This window comes from Microbacterium enclense, from assembly GCA_038182865.1.
In the GTDB taxonomy this organism is placed as follows: domain Bacteria; phylum Actinomycetota; class Actinomycetes; order Actinomycetales; family Microbacteriaceae; genus Microbacterium; species Microbacterium enclense_B.
Genome location: CP116226.1, coordinates 1899131 through 1915877 on the forward strand (window position 1 = coordinate 1899131; position 16747 = coordinate 1915877).

The window sequence follows — 16747 nt, forward strand, 5'->3', positions numbered from 1 at the left end:
CGGGAAAGACAATGTCTCACAAGACCCTTCCAGAGCCGGCGACGTCGTCCGGATCGCCCTCGACGGCTCGGCCCCGATCGACGCGCAGCGCGGTGCTCGCGCGCGTGCTCCCGAAGAGCTACCTGCTGCTCGTTCTCGTGGTCATCATCGTGATCGGCTACTACGTCTCGGCGGACTTCCTCACGCTGCGCAATGCGGAGAACGTGATCGCGGCGGCGTCCATCGTGGCCGTGCTTGCGGTCGGCCAGTTCTTCGTGATCCTCACCGGAGGCATCGATCTGTCCGTCGGTTCCATCCTCGCGATGTCCACCGTGATCGTCGCCCTGACCCTGCAATCGGGCATGCCCGCGGGAGTATCGGTGGCGTTCACTCTCTTCTGCTGCGGCATCGCGGGGCTCATCAACGGTCTGCTCGTCGTGTGGCTGCGAATCCCGCCGTTCATCGCAACCCTGGCGATGATGAGCGCGGTCAAAGGCTTCAGCTACATCATCCAGTCCACGAGCCTCATCCAGATCACGGACCAGATATTCATCGACCTCTTCTCCCGCGGGACCAGCATCGGGCTGCAGAACCCGGTCATGATCTTCCTGCTCGTCATGATCCTTGCGGCGATCGTGGCGAAGTTGACGACCTTCGGCCGGTCGCTCTACGCGATCGGCGGCAACCCGGAAGCCGCCCGGCTCTCCGGCCTGCCCGTCGCGCGGAACCTGATCATCACCTACACGATGTCGGGTCTGCTGGCGGGGCTCGCCGGGCTGATCGCGGCCGCACAACTCCGCCAGGGCAGCTCCCTCATCGGAGTCGGCTACGAATTGGACGCGATCGCCGCGGTCGTCGTCGGCGGCGCCTCGCTGATGGGCGGCAAGGGCGACCCGATCAGCGCGGTCATCGGTGTCTTCGTGCTCGCCACGATCATCAACGTGATGAACCTCGTGGGCATCTCCTCCGAGCCGCAGCTCGTCATCAAGGGAGCCGTCATCGTCATCGCGGTGTTCCTCTCCTCCGCGGGAGGCGTGCAGCGCATCTCCGGATTCTTCCGGTCGCATTTCGGACGCCGGACCCCGCGGGCAGCGAGCTGATCCCATGCGGGCACCTTCGAGCAACGAGAAGCAGTCGGCGACTCGCGGTGCCAGGATGACCGATGTCGCACGCCTTGCGGGAGTCTCCCAGCAGACGGTCTCGCGGGTCGTGAACGGGAGCCCCAACGTGGCGCCCGACGTCCGCGACCGCGTCGAGACCGCGATCCAGCAGCTGCGGTACCGTCGCAACCCGGCGGCGCGAGCGCTGGCCAACGGCCGGACGATGAACATCGGGATCGTGAGCTTCGGCCTCGCCCAGTACGGTCCGTCCATCGCCCTCAGCGGGATCGCGGACGAGGCGAGGGCCGCAGGCTACGCCACCAACCTCGTCACCCTCGGCGACGTGGATCGAGCCGCGATGAAGGCTGCCCTCGAGCACCTCGTCGAAGACTCGGTCGACGGGATCGTCGTCCTGGCTCCGGTGCAGGCGGCACTGGAAGCCATCACGGGGCTGGATGCCGGTGTTCCGCTGGTGGTCTTCGAGCCCGGTGCTGCGGAGGGGACGCGCAGCGTTGCCACCGACGAGGTCGCCGGGGCGGAGCTCGCCACCCGACACTTGCTGGGACTCGGGCACGAGACGGTGTGGCAGGTCGCCGGTCCTCGCGGATGGCTGGGCTCCGAGGCTCGCCTCGACGGCTGGGCCCGGACGCTGTCCGCAACGGGCCGCGTGACCAACCGAGCGTTCGTGGGGGACTGGTCGACACGGTCGGGTTACGCCGCCGGGCGCGAGATCGCCGCGAATCCGACGATCACCGCGGTCTTCGTCGCCAACGACCAGATGGCGTTGGGCGTCATCAAAGCGCTCGCCGACGCCGGCGTCCGGGTCCCGGAGGACGTGAGCGTGGTCGGCTTCGATGACGTTCCCGAGGCGCAGTACTACCGCCCCGGACTCACCACGATCCGTCTCGATTTCGAAGAGGTCGGGCGCCTCGCGGTCGACCGGATCCTCCATCTCATGCGCGGCGGCGAGGCCGACGCCCTCCCTCGGGTGATGCCAGAACTCGTCGTCCGGCAGAGCGCGGCACCGCCACGAACCCGTCATCGATCGACCACCTGACAGAAAGCGAAAAGCTATGACCACCACGCAATTGGGCCGCACCGGACTCACCGTCTCCAAGGTCTGCGTCGGGACGAGTGCCCTCGGCAGCTTCCCCGCGCAGTACGGCTACGAGGTGGACGCCGACACGGCCGTCGCGACCATCCGCCGCGTCTTCGAGGGACCGTTCACGTTCATCGACACGTCGAACGAGTATGGCGGCGGCGAGAGCGAGAAGCGTATCGGCCAGGCCATCCGCGAGAACGGAGGAGTGCCCGAGGGGTACGTCATCGCGACGAAGGTGGACCCCATCCCGGGGACCACCGACTTCTCCGGCGATCGCGTGCGCCGCTCCGTCGAGGAGAGCCTGGAGCGACTGGGGCTCGACACCCTTCCGCTCGTCTACCTCCATGACCCCGAGAAGATCAGCTTCGCGGAGGGAGTGGCCTCCGGTGGACCGCTCGAAGCCCTCATCGATCTCCGGGACCAAGGGGTGATCGGCCACCTCGGCGTCGCGGGCGGACCGATCGATCTCGAGTTGCAATACCTGGCGACCGAAGCCTTCGACGCGGTGATCAGTCACAACCGGTTCACACTGGTCGACCAGTCGGCCGAGGCTCTCCTCGACGACGCGCAGGCACGCGGGGTCGCGTTCGTCAACGCGGCCCCGTTCGGAGGCGGAATGCTCGTCAAGGGTCCGGACGTCGTCCCGACCTATTGCTACGCGCCCGTCGCCGATGAGGTGCTCGAGCGCGTACGTCGGATGGAAGCGCTGTGCGCGGACCACGGGGTCCCGCTGGCCGCTGCTGCTCTCCAGTTCTCGCTCCGCGACCCCCGCGTCACTTCCACGATCGTCGGCATGTCCGACCCGAAGAGGGTCGCGCAGACGGTGGACCTCGCGAGCATCGACATCCCCGATTCGCTCTGGGACGAACTGCTTCCCCTCGCGCGACAGGGTCGCGCCGGAGTGCTCGCCTGAGCGATGCGCTCTCTCTCACACGTCACAAGGAAGGACAGACAATGACCACCCTGAAGAATCCCGAGCCGGTCGACGTCGTGATCGTCGGCGCCGGCGCCGGCGGTGCGACGGCTGCGAAGGTGCTGACCGAGGCGGGCCTGCGTGTCGTCGGGCTCGAGCGCGGCCCGTGGCTGAAGCCCGAGCACGCCTCCGGCGACGAGCTCAAGTTCCTGAACCGCAACTTCATCTGGCAGGACCCCAAGCTCAAACCAAGAACGTATCGCCAGAACGACAGCGAGGAAGCTGTCGTCACGAACTTCTCCGCCACGCCGCAGGTCGTGGGCGGCGGCACCACCCACTGGGGCGGCATGGTTCCCCGCATGACGGAGAACGATTTCCGCCTCCGCTCGCTGCACGGTGATGTCGAGGGCGCGAGCCTGGTCGACTGGCCGATCACCTACGACGACCTGGAGCCCTATTACACGCGTGTCGAATGGGAGTTCGGCACGTCCGGACTCGGGGGCGCCAACCGCTGGGAGGGACGCCGCAGCCGCGACTACCCGACGAAGCCCGCGCCGCTGAGCCAGATCGGCCGCAAGTTCGCCACCGCGATGGACAAGATGGGCCACAGCACGTTCCCCATGCCGCAGGGGATGGTGACCGAACCGTATCGAGGGCGCACGCCCTTCAGCGAGAACGGTTTCTGGCAGCAGTACCCGGATCCCGGTACGGGCAAGTCGTCGACGCTGATCAGCTTCATTCCGGATGCCGTCCACACGGGGCTCTATGATCTGCGGTCCGACTGCTACGTGAGCGAGGTCCTGGTCGACAAAACCGGCAAGGCGACCGGCGTGCGCTATCAGGACGAGCACGGCAACGAGTTCGTCCAGAACGCCAAAGCGGTCATCGTGTGCGGCGGCGGCATCGAGACCCCCCGTCTGCTGTTGATGTCGACGTCCGCGTTGTTCCCGGACGGTCTGGGCAACGGCAGCGGCCAGGTCGGCAAGAACGCCACGTTCCACCAGTACTCGTTCTCGGTCGGGCTCTTCGACAGGGCGCTGCACGACCCGCTGTACGGCTGGTCCGGGCACTACATGAACCTGTGCTCGTTCGACTTCTACGAGACCGACGAGTCGAGGGGCCACATCCTCGGTTCGCTCATCTTCCCGTCGATGCTCGGCCACCCCGTGAACTGGAGTTTCCCGGGTCGGCCGACCTGGGGCCAGGCGGCGAAGGACGCCGATCGTGACCTCTTCAACTACAGCATGAAGATCGGCATCCTGCTCCACGACCTCCCCGTGGAGTCCAACCGCGTGGATCTCGATCCGAACGTGAAGGACGCGTGGGGCTTGCCGGTCGCCCGAATCACCCACACTCCGCACGCGAACGACTTCGCGCAGGAGAAGTGGCAGGTGAAGAAGAACGGGGAGATCCTCGAGGCCGCCGGTGCGTCCAAGGTCGTCCCGGTCAACATGGAACGCATCACCGGCAACACCTCGCACGAGCTCGGCACGGTGCGCATGGGCAACGATCCCGCCACGTCGGTCGTCGACAAGTGGTGCCGGTCGCACGAGGTGCCGAACCTGTACGTGTTCGACGCGAGCTTCTTCCCGACCGCGACCGGCATCAACCCGGCGCTCACCATCATGGCGAACGCCTGGCGTTGCGCCGACCGGATCATCGCCGTGGATCGCCACGGCTGGACCGACTGAGATCCACGCCGACCTCAGAGGAGAGGACCAAGACAATGGGACAGGCAGAATGGGCCACCGTACCGATCTCGACCCGAGACACCAAGGGGCCGCTGTTCTTCACGGAGCACGAGTGGGCGACGGTCGAGGCCGCCACGGCACGCATCATCCCGACGGACCACCACCCGGGTGCCCGTGAGGCGGGGGTCGTCCGGTTCATCGACCGCATGCTGGCGGGGACGCAGTTCGTCTTCCCGGCCGCCGACGGGAAGGGCTTCCTCCGGATGGAGGGGCTCGAAGAGCAGGCATGGCAGGAGCGCATCGAGAGCCGGCGGACGTTCTACCGTGACGGGATCATCGAACTCGACGCGATCGCCGCGGACGCGTTCGGCGCCGACTTCCTCAATTTGACCGAAGATCAACAGGATGCCGTCCTGGAGAGGATCTCCCGGAAGGAGAAACCGACGAAGTTCGTGTTCGCCGAGTCGGACGGTCAGGGCAGTGGCGGAGCGCCGGCGGGTAATCAGCCCGTCAACGAGGACTTCCTCGAGTTCTTCCCGCTCCTCGTGCTGAATACTCGGCAGGGCTTCTACGGCGACCCCGTCTACGGCGGCAATGACAATCGCCTCGGGTGGCGCGTCATCGGCTTCCCGGGGCCACCGTCTCTGGCCGCCACGATGGACGGCAGCTACACCACCCTCGAGTACATGATCCCCGAGGCGGAGTGGCCGTACGAGCAGCACCCCGCGGTGCTGCGCTACGGCGACCGCTGACCCGCCCGGGGACGCGGGACCGACCGGACCCTGCCCAAGGCTCCGGCCGGTCCCGGCCATAATGAGGGGATGACGCAGACGAGGGGCGCCGCTCCGCGCGCGCCGCGAATGGTCGACGTGGCCCGGCTCGCGGGAGTGTCGCAACAGACGGTCTCGCGAGTGGTCAACGGGCACAGCAACGTGGCGCCCGATATCAAGGATCGGGTCGAGGCGGCCATGTCGCAGCTGCGGTACCGGCGCAATTCTGCGGCCCGCGCGCTCGCGACGAGTCGGTCGATGAATCTTGGCGTGTTGAGCTACGCCCTCTCCGTGCACGGTCCCGCGCTGGCGCTGTTCGGGATCGCCGAGGAAGCCCGTCAGCACGGGTACTCCACCAGCTTGGTCAGCATCGCGAAGGTCGACCACGCCAGCATCCGGGCAGGCCTCGACTCCCTCGTCGAGGGCGGCGTGGACGCTATCATCGTCCTCGCCCCCATGACGGCCGCAACCGAGGTCCTGCGGCGGCTGGACGCGGACGTGCCGGTCGTGCGTTTCGAGCAGGGGGCGCCGGCGGGCCCCGCCACGGTCTCCATCGACGAGACGCTGGGGGCTCAGCTGGCCACCCGTCATCTTCTGGAACGCGGTCACTCCACGGTGCATTTCGTCGGCGGTCCGTCGGGATGGATGGCCTCGGAGGCGCGGCGTCGGGGCTGGCAGACCGAGCTGGCCCTCGCGGGTCGACCGATACCGGCGGAGATCCCTTCGACGGATTGGTCGGCGGAGTCCGGGTACCGCGCCGGGATGCACATCGCGGCGGACCGGTCCATCACCGCCGTCCTCGCCATCAACGACGTGATAGCTCTAGGAGTGATGAAGGCCCTGCACGACAGCGGGCTCAGCATCCCTGGGGACGTGAGCGTGGTCGGGTTCGATGACCGCGACGAGTCGGCCTACTTCCAGCCGGCGCTCACGACCGTGCGACTCGATTTCACGGAAATCGGACGCCGTGCCGTCGAAAGCGTTCTCGGCGCCCTACAGGGTGAACCCGCCGCGACCATCCCGCTGGTACAGCCGGAGTTGCGTGTGCGAGAGAGCACCGGCCCCGCATCACGCGCGTTCCTTCCGCGAGGATGACGCGCTCTGCCACACTCTGACCAGGGCGCGCTGGGCGTTCCGGACAGGGGGAGAGCCGTGACCACGGCAGAGAAGCACACCACTCGTACACACAGACACGCGCCCCGACGGCGTGAACACCGCCACACCCATACGGTGTGGTTCTTCCTCGGCGGGTTGGCGGTGTGGCTCTATCTCGGCATCGTCGTCCTGCATCTGCTGCGCAACTTCGCCGTCGCTCCGACGTGGATCTTCATCGGTGCCGCGCTCGTGCCGGCGACGATCTTCTGGATCATGCTGCATCGCCTGCGCACGACGGACACCGTCACCGCCGTGAATCTCATCGCCGCTGCCGTCATCGGCGGAACTCTGGCCATTGCCCTCGGGGGGACCTTCGACACCCTGGTCGGGTACATCCCCCAACCCAAAGTCGGCGACCTCCCGGTCCTGACCCTCGTGCTCGCAGGCTTCGTGGAGGAGTTCTGCAAGGGCCTGCTCATCGTGGTGATGGGCTGGAGGATCGTGAAGTCCACGCGCAACGGGCTGTTCGTCGGCGGTGCCGTCGGTCTCGGCTTCGCCGTGTTGGAGACGATGTCGTACATCAGCACCCGGTTCACCGGGGCCGACCCCATCTTCTCCGCCGCGGGCGAAGCCGTTGAGCGCGGCATCCTCGCGCCCTTCGGCCACGTGCTGTGGAGCGCGCTCTTCGGCGCCGCACTCTTCAGCGCGGCGGCCAAGAAAGGACGCTTCCGCCTCTCCTGGATCGTGATCGGCACCTACATCGCCGTCGCGATCCTGCACGGGGCGTGGGACGGCTCCCTCGTGTCCGTCATGGCGCTTACGGGCAACGCGCTCCTGGGCTTCGGTGTTCAGATCCTCGGGTGGGCGCTCAGCATCATCGGCGGCGCGCTCATCTGGCGCCACATCGCTCGCAAGGAACCCGCGCCGCCGGTCGTCGACGACGCCGCGAGCGGAGAACCTCCGGTCGCCACGCCTCCGGCGGCACCCGTTCCGGCCTGAGCAGTTCGGCATCCTGAGCATCGAGGGGCGCGCTTCCGGAAGCGAGCCCCTCGATGTCGTCGACGCCGATATCCTCACTGAAGGCCCCGCCGCACCCCTCTACCCCCGGAGTACCCCATGTCTGTCGGTCTGCTCGCCGTCGTCGATGACATCCTCAGCGCCGCATTGAAGGCGAGCGCGAAGACCGCGGGCGTTGTCATCGACGACGCCGCGGTCACCCCCCAGTACGTGCAGGGACTCACCCCCGCGCGAGAGCTCCCGGTCGTGTGGAAGATCGCGCTCGGCAGCATCATCAACAAGTACGTGATCATCATTCCGATCGCGCTCCTGCTGGAGGCCTTCGCACCGATGGTGCTGCCGTACCTCCTCATCGTCGGTGGCGCATTCCTGTGCTTCGAGGGTGCCGAGAAGGTGCTCGAGTGGTTCGGCGTGAGCCACGGCGAGCACGATGACGACGGTCCCCGCGACGAGAAGAAGCTGGTGCTCGGCGCCGTCCGTACCGACCTCATCCTCAGCACCGAGATCATGCTCATCGCCCTGTCGAGCCTCGACCCCGACTTCGGGATCTGGATGACGCTGGGTGCCCTCCTCATCATCGGCCTGGCCATGACGGTGGTGGTCTACGGCGCCGTCGCGCTCCTGGTGAAGATCGACGACATCGGTCTGCGGTTCATGAAGAGCCCGTCACGCGGTGTACGTCGTTTCGGCGTGCGGGTCGTGGCATCCATGCCGGCGGTGTTCCGCGTGATCAGCATCGTCGGCACCGTCGCGATGCTCTGGGTCGGCGGGCACCTCCTGCTGCAGAATCTGGCGGAGACCCTCTGGGCGGGACCCTACGACGTCGTGCACGTCGTCACGCACGCGATCGAGGCCGCCGGTCCGGTGATCGTGTGGATCGTCGAGACGGCGATGTCGGCGGTGTTCGGCCTCGTGATCGGACTCGTCATCGTCGCCGTGGTGACCGGGATCACACGCCTGACGACGCGCGGTGGGCATGCCGAGGAGAGCGCCCCCACGACGGCCCACGTCGACGGCTGACCTCTACGGCAGTACCCTTCCGACAGGCGCGAGGGCCGCCAGGTAACTCGGAGACTCTTCGCTTTCCCCCGATCAGCGGTTATTTCCCCTGGCGTGATCTTTCGTGGCCGTCGGGGAGGGGGTCTTGAAGGTCGCGAACCTCGAGCGTAGCGTCGCGCTCATGACCGACCACACAGCATCCGTTCCTGGCTCGCTGAACGTTGCGTCGCCCAGCCCTGTAGCTCGACTCGTCGCCCGCATCGTCGCGTGGCTCTCCATCGCGGTGGCAGCCGCCGTCCTGCTCATCCGGGTGGCACCCGATGACGCGCTCGGGGCAGTGGCCCTCGCCGGAGGCGTGTCGACGGGCGTCGTGCTCCTCGTGCTCGCCGTCCTGCTGTTCGGGGCTTTTCTTCTGGGACGCCGCTTCGCCTCGGTGAAGGGCATGGATCGCGTCGCACAGGGGATCTGTCTGGTGCTCGGCATCATCACCGCGGTGCTCGGGGCCCTCTCCCTCTGAGAGAGCTCGCCCGTTCACAGGCCTGAGAACAGGGCCGTTCCGCTCGATCGAAAGGAACAACCATGTCACTTTCACGTACATCTCTCGCCGGGGCGACAATGGGAGTCGTCTCGGTCGTGGCGCTCGCCGGAGGGGCGCACGCCGCCGGACCAGACCTTGACGAACAGGTGGGGGTCGAGATCCAGCAGCACCTCGAGTCGACCTCTACGGATGTCGGCCCGGTCGACATCGACGTCACTCCCGACCTCGTCGCGGCTGCGGGGAGCGAGGATCCCGACGTCATCAGCGTGCTCTACAGCGACTGCTGAGCAGGCCGGATGTGATCAGGCGGGAGAGGCGGCGCCGAAGCGCTCGCGCAGCTCGGCTTTGATGACCTTTCCGGATGCCGTGCGGGGCAACGCCTCGATCACGACCACCTCTTTGGGGAGCTTGTAGCGAGCCACCTGTCCGTCGAGACGGGCGCGGACGGCGTCGGTGTCGACCGTCGCCCCCTCGCTCAGGGTCAGCACGGCCAGCGGCACCTCGCCCCACCGGTCGTCCGGGATGCCGATCACCGCGACGCCCGTGACGCCGGGCATGTCGGCGATCAGCGCCTCCACCTCCGCGGGGTAGATGTTCTCGCCGCCCGAGATGATCATGTCCTTCGATCTCCCGCAGATGTAGAGATAGCCGTCGGCATCCAGATATCCGAGGTCGCCGGATCGGAACCAGCCGTCGTCGGTCTTCGCCGCCCGCGTGGCCTCGTCGAGACCCAGGTACCCGGCGAAGACGTTCGGACCGGTGACGTGGACCTCGCCCACCGTGCCGGCCGGAACCGGGTGCCCCTCGTCGTCGACGACGCGGACCTCGGTGAAGAAGTGCGGCAGGCCCACGCTGCCCTGCTTCGCCCGCGTCATGTGCGGGGCGAGCGAGGTCGCCCCGGGTGAGGTCTCGGTCATGCCGTAGCCCTGCGAGAACGACAGACCGCGTTCTTCCCACGCGCGCAGGATGCGGTCGGGCACGGCGGATCCGCCGCAGGTGAGGGTGTGCAGGCTCGAGATGTCGGTGCTCGCCCACGACGGGTGGTCGGCCAGGAGCTGGAAGGTCGTGGGGACTCCCGAGACCATGGTGACGCGGTGCCGTTCGATGAGATCGAGCGCCCGACCGGCTTCGAAACCCTTCTCGAGCACCAGCGTTCCGCCCTTCAGGACGACGGGGAGCGCCCCCATCCCCAGGGATGCCACGTGGAAGAGCGGCGAGATCATGAGGGCCACGTCCGCGGAGACGACGTCGTAGTCGACGATCGTGTTCACCGCGACGGCCGTGAGGTTCTCATGGGTGAGCACGGCTCCTTTCGGGCGCCCGGTGGTGCCCGAGGTGTAGACCACAGCGGCGGGGGCGTCGGGTTCGGCGATCACGAGTGAGGGCGCCGGGCCGGCGGCATCCAGCCTCCGATCGAGACCCGGTTCGCCGTTGCGTCCGGACGCCCCCGTGCGCACGCGGCGGGGTGGGGTGGCGAGGCCTGCGTCGACGGCATCCAGGCGATCGTCGAACACGGCGTCGTGGATGAGCAGGCGCGCGTGGCTGTCGGTGAGCACGTGGGCGATCTCGGGTCCGGCCAAGCGGGTGTTGACCGGTACGAAGACGGCGCCCATGCGCACGGCACCGAAGAGTGTGACGAGGAACTCGGGGCTGTTCTCGCCCAGGAAGGCGACGGTGTCGCCCGCGCCGATGCCCTCTTCGACGAGCACGGACGACACGGCCTCGGCGCGATCGGCGAGCTGCCGGTACGTGAGTCGTTGATTTTCGCCGAACACCACGGCGGTCTTGTCGGGGGAGCGCAGGCGGCGGCGGGGGAGCCAGGCTCCGAGTCCTTGGGTTCTCATGCGCGGTCTCTTCTTCGAGTGCGGGTTCGCGAGGGTGTCGGGGTCGCGCGGCACGGGCCCCGATCGGCTCAGACGTAGAAGCGGTAGAGGCCGCGAGCGACGACGGCGGGTTTGCTGCCGCCCTCGATCTCGATCGTCTGGTCGACGGCGAGCTGGTATCCGCCGGGAATGTCGGTGACCTCGGCGATGACGGCGTTCATGCGCACCCGCGCGCCTACCTTCACGGGAGAGATGAAGCGCACCTTATCGAGGCCGTAGTTGACCTTCGTGGTCACGCCGGTGACGTCGAGCAGCTCGGTCCAGAACCTCACCGCGAGCGAGAGGCTGAGGAAGCCGTGCGCGATGGTGCCGCCGAACGGACCGTCCTTCGCACGCTCGGGATCCGTGTGGATCCACTGGTGGTCGTCGGTGGCGTCGGCGAAGAGGTCGACGCGGTCCTGCGTGACCTCGAGCCAGGCCGACCAGCCCAGGTCGGTGCCGGTGAGGCCGGCGATGTCGTCGGGGGTGACGGTGGTGGTCATGAGTTCTCCTGGGGAGGGGTGGAGAGACCGAGGAGGCGCGCGGCGTTGTCCTTCAGGATCCCGGGCATCACCTCGGCCTTCAGGGCGGTCTGCTCGACGTCGCGCATCCAGCGGTCGGGCGTGAGCAGGGGGAAGTCGGAACCGAAGAGGATGCGGCTCTTCAGGAACGAGTTGGCGGCGCGCACGAGCTGGTCGGGGAAGTACTTCGGGCTCCAGCCCGACAGGTCGATCCAGGTGTTGTGCTTGTGGGTCGCGACCGAGATCGCCTCGTCCTGCCACGGCACCGAGGGGTGGGCCATGATGATCGGCAGATCGCCGAAGTCGGCGGCGACGGCGTCGAGAAGCATCGGGTTCGACAGGCCGAGCCGAAGGCCGCGGCCGCCCTTCATCCCCGCGCCGATCCCCGTCTGCCCGGTGTGGAAGAGGGCGACGACGCCTGCGGATTCGAGCACCGCGTAGAGCGGGTAGTGCCGTTCGTCGCTGGGATCGAACCTCTGCACCGTCGGGTGGAACTTGAACCCGCGGACTCCCGAATCCTCGATGAGGCGATGCGCCAGGTCGACCGCGTCGGTGCGATTCGGGTCGACGGAACCGAACGGGATGAGGACGTCGTTGTGGCGCGCGGCGCCCGTGGCGATGTCGGCGCTCGACAGGGGTGGATGGTCGAGGTTGCTCTCGGCATCGACCGTGAAGACCACCGCCGCCATGTTCCGCTCGCGGTAGTACGCCGCGATGCTGTCGAGGTCGGGGCGGCCGGCATCGACCGCGAAGTAGCGGCTCGCGGCCGCTGCCAGGTCGTCGGGCAGCGAGGAGTGTCCGTGCCCGTCGACCTCGATGTGCACGTGCACATCGATCGCGTGCAGGCTCCCGACGTCGATCGCCGGTTCGTAACGGGGCATGAGTCAGGCCGTCGGGACGGGCCGCTGCAGCTCTGCGGGCAGGGCGGGGAAGCGCTCGCCGACGCTCTGCAGGTCGCCGACCGCTGCGGCGAAGCCCTTGGTGAGGGCCTCGAACGTCCAGCCGCCCTCGCGGTACGCCGTCGTGACGGGCTCGGGGTGCGACCACAGCTGCAGGCGGTCTCCGCCGATGCCGATGGCCTGACCGGTGATCCCGGCCGCGTCGTCGGTGGCGAGGAAGGCGATGAGCCCCGCGACGTCGTCGGAGGTGCCGAAGCCCAGGTGGTGGCGGAAGAAGGCGGGCATGGCCTCGCCCGCGGCCTCGGCCTCGACGGCTGCGGCGAAGTACGGCACGGTCGCGGTCATCGCCGTCGCAGCCACGGGGATAACGGCATTCACGGTGATCCCGGCCTTCTTCAGCTCGAGGGCCCACGTGCGCACCATGCCGACGATGCCGGCCTTCGCGGCGGCGTAGTTCGTCTGGCCGAAGTTGCCCCGCTGGCCGGTGGGCGAGCCGATGCAGATGATGCGGCCGGCGATCTCGTTCTGTCGCATGTAGGTGGCGGCGGCGCGAACGGTGGTGAAGGTGCCGCGCAGGTGCACGCCGATGACGGTGTCGAAGTCGTCATCGCTCATCTTCCAGAGGACGGTGTCGCGCAGCACCCCCGCGTTGGTCACGAGGATGTCGAGGCGGCCGAAGTTCTCCACCGCGGCGGCGACGAGCGCGTCAGCGGTCTCGGTCGGGCCGACGGGGGCCGTGACGGCGACCGCACGTCCTCCCGCGTCGACGACGGTCTTCACCGCGGCGTCGGCGGTGGCGGCATCCACGTCGTTGAGGACGACGGCGGCGCCCTGCCGGCCGAGCTCCTGGGCGTAGGCGAGGCCGAGGCCGCGTCCCGATCCCGTGACGATGGCGACTTTGCCGGTGAGCGACATGGTGAACTCCTTCGTATCGCGGCCATCGTGGCATCCATTCGTTGAAAAAGTCAATGATTGATTTTCGCTACACTGGCGGCATGGATCCCGTGGCCGACGATGACGCAGCCGAGGTGTCGCGCCTCGAGCACGCGCCCCTCGCCGACGATCTCGGGTTCCTCCTCGCTCGCGCATCGGCGGTCTCGCAGGTCGCGGGCAACGAGGCTCTCGCCGAGCACGACCTGAAGGTGCGCTCGTACTCGGTGCTGGCCCTCGCCGTCACGGGCGGGCGACCGTCGCAGCGCGAGCTCGCCGCTTTCCTGCGCCTCGACCCGAGTCAGGTCGTCGCCCTGATCGACGACCTCGAGCGTCGCGGACTCGTCACGCGCGAACCCGATCCCCGCGATCGTCGGGCGAACGTGGTCGCCGCGACCCTGGAGGGGCGCAAGCTCTACCGGCGCGCGCTCGCCGACGTGGAGGCGGGCGAACGTCGTGCGCACGTCGGTCTGTCGGCCGCGGACCGTCTCGAGCTGACGCGTCTCCTGCGCACTGTCGCCTTCCCGCTCGAGGGCTGAGTCATCCGGCCGGGTGCAGCCGGTCCAGCAGGTCCAGGCCGTGCCGTGCCCACGCGATCTCGCCCTCGGCGCGGTCGAGGAAGCCCTCGTACGTGAACACTTTGAACGCGACGATGGCGTCGGGGTCGTGCTCGGTGTCGCTCGCGAGCCGACGCGCCACGATCGGATGCGAACGGCGACGGATGGCATCCAGCTGCGCCTGCCACTGCGCGCGACGCCGTTCGTACTGGGCGATGTGCTCGTGCAGGTGCCGGCGCGCGACCTCGGGGTCGGCCCACTCGAAGTAGGCGGCGCGCAGGTGCGCGGGGTCGCGCTCGCGCGGGTAGTCGATCGGCTCGGTCATCCACGCGCGGAAGGCCTCGATGCCCTCGTCCGTGATGGAGTACTGCGTCTTGGTCGAGGTCGCACCCCAGGGCACCGACTCGTCGACCAGGAGACCGTCGGCGACCATGCGCTTGAGTTCGGGGTAGATCTGCGAGTCGGGGGCGTGCCAGACGTGCCCGACCGAGACGTGGAAGGCCTTCGCGAGGTCGTAGCCGGTCATGGGCTGAGCGGTCAGCAGGGCCAGCAGGGCGTACCGCAGGCTCATGGGCGACTCCTCGGGTGCTTGCGCATGGTCGGCATCCACCGTATCTTCTCGCGTATAACTATCCCGATAGATAGTGGACGAGGGAGTCTTCCATGCAGCAGACCGTGACCGCCAAACTGCTCGATCACCCGCGCAACGCCTGGTACGTCGCCGCGTGGGATCACGAGGTCGGACGCAAGAAGATCCTCGCGCGCACGGTCGCCGGCCGCCCCCTCGCCCTGTACCGCACGGAGGACGGCCGCGCAGTCGCCCTCGCCGATGCGTGCTGGCACCGCCTCGCGCCGCTGTCGCAGGGGACGCTCATGGGTCCGGAGGACATCCGTTGCCCGTACCACGGCATCACCTACGACGCCCGGGGACGCTGCACCTCGATGCCCGCGCAGGAGACCATCAACCCCAGCGCGCTGGTCCCCTCGTTCCCCGTGGTCGATCGGTATCGCTATGTGTGGGTGTGGGTGGGCGACCCGGCCCTCGCCGACCCCGACCTCATTCCCGACATGCACCAGATGACGGATGCCGCGTGGACCGGCGACGGCCTCACCATCCACGCCCCGTGCAACTACCAACTGATCCTCGACAACCTGATGGACCTCACGCACGAGGAGTTCGTGCACTCCAGCAGCATCGGGCAGAAGGAGCTCAGCGAGAGCGAGTTCGTCACCAGCCACACCGACACCACGGTCACCGTCGAGCGCTGGATGCACGACATCGAGGCACCGCCGTTCTGGCTCAAGAACATGCGCGACAAGTTCCCCGGCTTCTCGGGGCGTGTCGACCGCTGGCAGATCATCCACTTCGAGGCCCCCTCGACGATCTGCATCGACGTGGGCGTCGCCAAAGCCGGCACGGGAGCGCCCGAGGGCGACCGCTCGCAGGGTGTCAACGGCTACGTGATGAACACCATCACCCCAGAGACCGCCCGCTCGAGCCACTACTTCTGGTCGTTCCAGCGCAACTACCGCCTCGACAGTCAGCTCATCACCACGCAACTGCGCGACGGCGTGCACGGCGTCTTCGGAGAGGACGAGGCGATGCTCTCCGCCCAACAGGCAGCGATCGATGCCAACCCCGACTACGAGTTCTACAGCCTGAACATCGACGCCGGCGGCATGTGGGTGCGGCGCATCCTCGAACGGATGCTGCTCGCCGAGGGGCGCGACCACGCTCCGGCCCCGCGTCGCGGCGCCCAGCTGGTGCGCTGACGTGGCGGTCTCACGGACCGAGGTCTGGCAGGGCGGGACGGTCGTGGCATCTCGAGCCCTCACGCCCGAGATCCGCCGCATCGAGATCGAGGTCGACGACCCCGGCCCGGTCGACCCCGGCGTACACGTCGACGTGCGTCTGACCATCGCGGGCGAGCGTGACCGCCGGTCGTATTCGATCGTGGATGCCACCGACGACGGTCGCCGGATCGCCCTCAGCGTGTACACCTCGCCGGCGAGCCGGGGCGGGGCGGCGGTGATGAACGCCCTCGCGCCGGGGGATCGCCTCGAGCTCACCCGGCCACTGAACGACTTTCCGCTGCGGCCGGGCGCCGACCGCTACGTGCTGATCGCCGGCGGCGTCGGGATCACCGCGATGGTCGGCATGGCGGCGAGCCTCCGGGCGCGCGGGGCCGACTACCGCGTGCTCTACGCCGGGCGCAGCCGCCCGCTCATGGCATACGTCGACGATCTCCAGCGCATCCACGGCGAGCGGCTCAGCCTGCACGTGCGCGACGAGGGCACGTCGCTGTCGATTCCCGCGGTGGTCGACGGCATCCCGCCCGGCACCGAGGTCTACGTCTGCGGTCCGATCCGACTCATGGATGCCATCCGGCGGGAGTGGATGCGACGAGGACGCCCCGTCGCCGATCTGCGGATGGAGACCTTCGGCAACAGCGGTTGGTTCGACGCGCAGGAGTTCACGGTCCGTATCCCCGCGACCGGCATCGAGGCGCGGGTGCGGCCGAACCAGTCGATGCTCGAGGCGCTCGAAGCGGCCGGGGCCGACATGATGTGGGACTGCCGCAAGGGCGAGTGCGGCTTGTGCGAGGTGCGGGTTCTCGGGCTCGAGGGCGACATCGACCACCGCGACGTGTTCTACAGCGAGCGCCAGAAGGACGCCCGCTCGAAGATGTGCTGCTGCGTCTCGCGGGTGGTGGCTCCTGCCGGTGGCTCCGCGGTGGTGGAGATCGTCACGAGCTGAGCCGGGACACGTCGGC

18 protein-coding genes are annotated in these 16747 nt (G+C 68.2%); 13 read left to right on the top strand and 5 right to left on the bottom strand.

Annotated features, from left to right (window positions below):
• The first annotated feature begins 11 nt into the window (after positions 1-11).
• From PIR02_08865 to PIR02_08910, 10 genes are all read left to right on the top strand, one after another.
• A complete protein-coding gene (locus PIR02_08865; GenBank protein WZH38770.1) occupies positions 12-1079 on the top strand; it encodes an ABC transporter permease in 1068 nt (355 codons plus the stop codon).
• Positions 1080-1134: 55 nt separating this feature from the next.
• Complete coding sequence (locus PIR02_08870) at positions 1135-2136, top strand: LacI family DNA-binding transcriptional regulator (protein WZH38771.1); 1002 nt, start codon at positions 1135-1137, stop codon at positions 2134-2136.
• Between the two features lie 16 nt (positions 2137-2152).
• Positions 2153-3094 carry an aldo/keto reductase gene (locus PIR02_08875; GenBank protein WZH38772.1) on the top strand — a complete coding sequence of 314 codons (942 nt, stop codon included), beginning with the start codon at positions 2153-2155 and terminating at the stop codon, positions 3092-3094.
• Between the two features lie 41 nt (positions 3095-3135).
• Positions 3136-4785, top strand: coding sequence for a GMC family oxidoreductase (locus PIR02_08880; GenBank protein ID WZH38773.1), 1650 nt, complete (start codon positions 3136-3138; stop codon positions 4783-4785).
• Between the two features lie 35 nt (positions 4786-4820).
• Entirely contained in the window at positions 4821-5537 is a 717-nt protein-coding gene (locus tag PIR02_08885) for a gluconate 2-dehydrogenase subunit 3 family protein (GenBank protein WZH38774.1), read from the top strand.
• 69 nt (positions 5538-5606) lie between these two features.
• Complete coding sequence (locus tag PIR02_08890) at positions 5607-6650, top strand: LacI family DNA-binding transcriptional regulator (protein WZH38775.1); 1044 nt, start codon at positions 5607-5609, stop codon at positions 6648-6650.
• A 57-nt stretch (positions 6651-6707) separates the two neighbouring features.
• Entirely contained in the window at positions 6708-7649 is a 942-nt protein-coding gene (locus tag PIR02_08895; protein WZH38776.1) for a PrsW family intramembrane metalloprotease, read from the top strand.
• A 117-nt stretch (positions 7650-7766) separates the two neighbouring features.
• Positions 7767-8687, top strand: coding sequence for a DUF808 domain-containing protein (locus PIR02_08900; GenBank protein WZH38777.1), 921 nt, complete (start codon positions 7767-7769; stop codon positions 8685-8687).
• Positions 8688-8847: 160 nt separating this feature from the next.
• The gene (locus PIR02_08905) at positions 8848-9183 is read left to right on the top strand and encodes a hypothetical protein (GenBank protein ID WZH38778.1); all 336 of its coding nucleotides are present in this window, start codon (positions 8848-8850) and stop codon (positions 9181-9183) included.
• A 62-nt stretch (positions 9184-9245) separates the two neighbouring features.
• Positions 9246-9491, top strand: a complete 246-nt coding sequence (locus PIR02_08910) for a hypothetical protein (GenBank protein WZH38779.1) — start codon at positions 9246-9248, stop codon at positions 9489-9491.
• 15 nt (positions 9492-9506) lie between these two features.
• On the opposite strand, the gene PIR02_08915 is transcribed toward PIR02_08910, so the two are convergent.
• The 4 genes from PIR02_08915 to PIR02_08930 all read right to left on the bottom strand — a co-directional run bounded on the left by PIR02_08915 (position 9507) and on the right by PIR02_08930 (position 13401).
• Positions 9507-11048 (bottom strand): long-chain fatty acid--CoA ligase, encoded by a 1542-nt coding sequence (locus PIR02_08915; GenBank protein WZH38780.1) that lies wholly within the window; start codon positions 11046-11048, stop codon positions 9507-9509.
• 68 nt (positions 11049-11116) lie between these two features.
• Entirely contained in the window at positions 11117-11569 is a 453-nt protein-coding gene (locus PIR02_08920; GenBank protein ID WZH38781.1) for a MaoC family dehydratase, read from the bottom strand.
• Entirely contained in the window at positions 11566-12468 is a 903-nt protein-coding gene (locus PIR02_08925) for an amidohydrolase family protein (protein WZH38782.1), read from the bottom strand. The genes PIR02_08920 and PIR02_08925 overlap by 4 nt, the downstream gene beginning before the upstream one ends.
• A 3-nt stretch (positions 12469-12471) precedes the next feature.
• Positions 12472-13401, bottom strand: coding sequence for an SDR family NAD(P)-dependent oxidoreductase (locus PIR02_08930; GenBank protein WZH38783.1), 930 nt, complete (start codon positions 13399-13401; stop codon positions 12472-12474).
• Between the two features lie 80 nt (positions 13402-13481).
• Between PIR02_08930 and PIR02_08935 the strand changes: the two genes are divergently transcribed.
• Positions 13482-13955, top strand: a complete 474-nt coding sequence (locus PIR02_08935) for a MarR family transcriptional regulator (protein WZH38784.1) — start codon at positions 13482-13484, stop codon at positions 13953-13955.
• A gap of 1 nt (position 13956) precedes the next feature.
• Here the strand turns inward: PIR02_08935 and PIR02_08940 are convergent, their stop codons facing one another.
• Positions 13957-14544 (bottom strand): PadR family transcriptional regulator, encoded by a 588-nt coding sequence (locus tag PIR02_08940; GenBank protein ID WZH38978.1) that lies wholly within the window; start codon positions 14542-14544, stop codon positions 13957-13959.
• Between the two features lie 92 nt (positions 14545-14636).
• Here PIR02_08940 and PIR02_08945 point away from each other — a divergent pair, with 92 nt between their 5' ends.
• Both PIR02_08945 and PIR02_08950 read left to right on the top strand, forming a co-directional pair.
• Positions 14637-15746 carry an aromatic ring-hydroxylating dioxygenase subunit alpha gene (locus tag PIR02_08945; GenBank protein WZH38785.1) on the top strand — a complete coding sequence of 370 codons (1110 nt, stop codon included), beginning with the start codon at positions 14637-14639 and terminating at the stop codon, positions 15744-15746.
• 1 nt (position 15747) lies between these two features.
• A complete protein-coding gene (locus tag PIR02_08950; GenBank protein ID WZH38786.1) occupies positions 15748-16731 on the top strand; it encodes a PDR/VanB family oxidoreductase in 984 nt (327 codons plus the stop codon).
• The last annotated feature ends 16 nt before the right edge of the window (positions 16732-16747 follow it).

Excerpts from the sequence above, each read along its gene's own strand:
- PIR02_08865 (WZH38770.1), top strand. The coding sequence starts at position 12 with ATGTCTCACAAGACCCTTCCAGAGCCGGCGACGTCGTCCGGATCGCCC.
- PIR02_08870 (WZH38771.1), top strand. The coding sequence starts at position 1,135 with ATGACCGATGTCGCACGCCTTGCGGGAGTCTCCCAGCAGACGGTCTCG.
- PIR02_08875 (WZH38772.1), top strand. The coding sequence starts at position 2,153 with ATGACCACCACGCAATTGGGCCGCACCGGACTCACCGTCTCCAAGGTC.
- PIR02_08880 (WZH38773.1), top strand. The coding sequence starts at position 3,136 with ATGACCACCCTGAAGAATCCCGAGCCGGTCGACGTCGTGATCGTCGGC.
- PIR02_08885 (WZH38774.1), top strand. The coding sequence starts at position 4,821 with ATGGGACAGGCAGAATGGGCCACCGTACCGATCTCGACCCGAGACACC.
- PIR02_08890 (WZH38775.1), top strand. The coding sequence starts at position 5,607 with ATGACGCAGACGAGGGGCGCCGCTCCGCGCGCGCCGCGAATGGTCGAC.
- PIR02_08900 (WZH38777.1), top strand. The coding sequence starts at position 7,767 with ATGTCTGTCGGTCTGCTCGCCGTCGTCGATGACATCCTCAGCGCCGCA.
- PIR02_08905 (WZH38778.1), top strand. The coding sequence starts at position 8,848 with ATGACCGACCACACAGCATCCGTTCCTGGCTCGCTGAACGTTGCGTCG.
- PIR02_08910 (WZH38779.1), top strand. The coding sequence starts at position 9,246 with ATGTCACTTTCACGTACATCTCTCGCCGGGGCGACAATGGGAGTCGTC.
- PIR02_08915 (WZH38780.1), bottom strand. The coding sequence starts at position 11,048 with ATGAGAACCCAAGGACTCGGAGCCTGGCTCCCCCGCCGCCGCCTGCGC.
- PIR02_08920 (WZH38781.1), bottom strand. The coding sequence starts at position 11,569 with ATGACCACCACCGTCACCCCCGACGACATCGCCGGCCTCACCGGCACC.
- PIR02_08925 (WZH38782.1), bottom strand. The coding sequence starts at position 12,468 with ATGCCCCGTTACGAACCGGCGATCGACGTCGGGAGCCTGCACGCGATC.
- PIR02_08930 (WZH38783.1), bottom strand. The coding sequence starts at position 13,401 with ATGTCGCTCACCGGCAAAGTCGCCATCGTCACGGGATCGGGACGCGGC.
- PIR02_08935 (WZH38784.1), top strand. The coding sequence starts at position 13,482 with ATGGATCCCGTGGCCGACGATGACGCAGCCGAGGTGTCGCGCCTCGAG.
- PIR02_08940 (WZH38978.1), bottom strand. The coding sequence starts at position 14,544 with ATGAGCCTGCGGTACGCCCTGCTGGCCCTGCTGACCGCTCAGCCCATG.
- PIR02_08945 (WZH38785.1), top strand. The coding sequence starts at position 14,637 with ATGCAGCAGACCGTGACCGCCAAACTGCTCGATCACCCGCGCAACGCC.